At 47.3% G+C, this 1,450-nt stretch carries 2 protein-coding genes; one reads left to right on the plus strand and one right to left on the minus strand.

Annotated features, from left to right (window positions below; all coding sequences use genetic code 11):
- Positions 1–336 precede the first annotated feature (336 nt).
- On the minus strand, positions 337–618 hold the full coding sequence (locus BGK49_RS14500) for a PerC family transcriptional regulator (RefSeq protein WP_000617443.1): 282 nt from the start codon (positions 616–618) through the stop codon (positions 337–339).
- A gap of 270 nt (positions 619–888) precedes the next feature.
- Here BGK49_RS14500 and BGK49_RS14505 point away from each other — a divergent pair, with 270 nt between their 5' ends.
- Positions 889–1,332 carry a hypothetical protein gene (locus BGK49_RS14505; protein WP_001428518.1) on the plus strand — a complete coding sequence of 148 codons (444 nt, stop codon included), beginning with the start codon at positions 889–891 and terminating at the stop codon, positions 1,330–1,332.
- Positions 1,333–1,450: the final 118 nt, after the last annotated feature.

The raw sequence follows: 1,450 nt of genomic DNA on the forward strand, positions 1-1,450 counted from the left end.
TTTGGCGATGGTCAATAAGGCTATTTCGCGTGGTGTCATACGTCATACCCTCTGGAAGGATGAAACACGCCCGGATTAAATTTCATTTTTCGCGGGTATAAAAAAACGATGGGGCGGGCAGTCCCGGATAGTCAGGGCTGTAGAGATTTGACTACCCCCTCCCCACTGGATTCAGGTTACTGCTATTCCGTTAAGCGCTGCTTACGGGGATAGCTGCGTTGTGATTTTGACCATTCAGGTCGCCGCTATTTCCTCACCGATTGGGTGCTACGCGCGCGCGTACTTGTCCCGAAATACCAGAAACCGCCAGCCAGAGGATGATTTCCCTCTGGTGGTCTACCTTTGCCTCTTGCCGCCATTTAACCGGAAGGCGTTACCGTTCGGTTGCGCTATCCCCATGCGGTGTTGCGTTTCGGTAACAGCTTTATGCAGGTCGCCAAATTCCTCAACCTTCACGGGCGGGCGCTTCACGTTCTCCAGACACGTTTCACGGCGGCGCTTTATCCATTCCCGATCATCGTCCTCGGTGCATAACAGCATGACTTCCATCCATCGTGCGGCAGCTCTCCGGTATAGCCCTTTTGACTCCAGCTCTTCAGCTTTCCTGTCCCTTATCATTTCTGCCTCTCAGATTATATAGATAAGCAAAAAGGTGTTGGTTCAGTTGGTTCAGTTGGTTCAATTTGTAAAGATCGTTGTTTTTATTATGTTTTTCTAAAATATTGAACCAACATCAACTCATTTTGAACCAACACAGCCCAGCTCTGAACCAACAACACAGCGATAGCTTTGTGATTGGTCCGTTATTTTCTGGCTGATATTTGAGCGTATAACAGTGTTATACAGTGGTATACTGTATGGATATTACTCACTGATATGGTCTTTGCAATGAGCAAATCTAATCTGATCGCGTTCCGCATCCCATCTGAATTGCAGGATGAGTTTAATCGGTCTGTTCTCGCTTCTGGAGGGGATAAAACCTCCTGGCTTGTTGATGCGATTCGCATGAAGCTGGGACAGCCGGAAAAGTCTATTGATTCACGAATGCTTGGGCTGGTGGAGCGCATGGAAAAAGCCGCTGCGTCGCTTATTGCCGGAAAGCCGAACATCCCACCAAAGCCATATAACGAAACGGCAGTTATAAAGATCATTGCCGATACCATCCAACAGGGATTTGATAATGGGCGTGTGATAGCTGAACGGATCAATGAAGCAGGCTATCAAACAAAAGCTGGTAAAGCGTGGGATAAAGATATTTACAGCGCGTGGAAGCGTCAGGGAAGCAATGCTGAAAATTTAAAAGCGGTGATTGATTGTAAGGTCAGCGTATAAACATGAGTGCCCATTGGAAAGTAAGCGTACAGCCTGAACCGTCTGGTCAGAATCTGACGAATTAGACAAAGTGGTGTCCACCAAATAAGTAGTGGGAACCAAAGTGTCAGATATGCAG

Origin of the sequence: Shigella sp. FC1544 (assembly GCF_001722145.1) — a bacterium.
Classification (GTDB): Bacteria; Pseudomonadota; Gammaproteobacteria; order Enterobacterales; family Enterobacteriaceae; genus Escherichia; species Escherichia coli.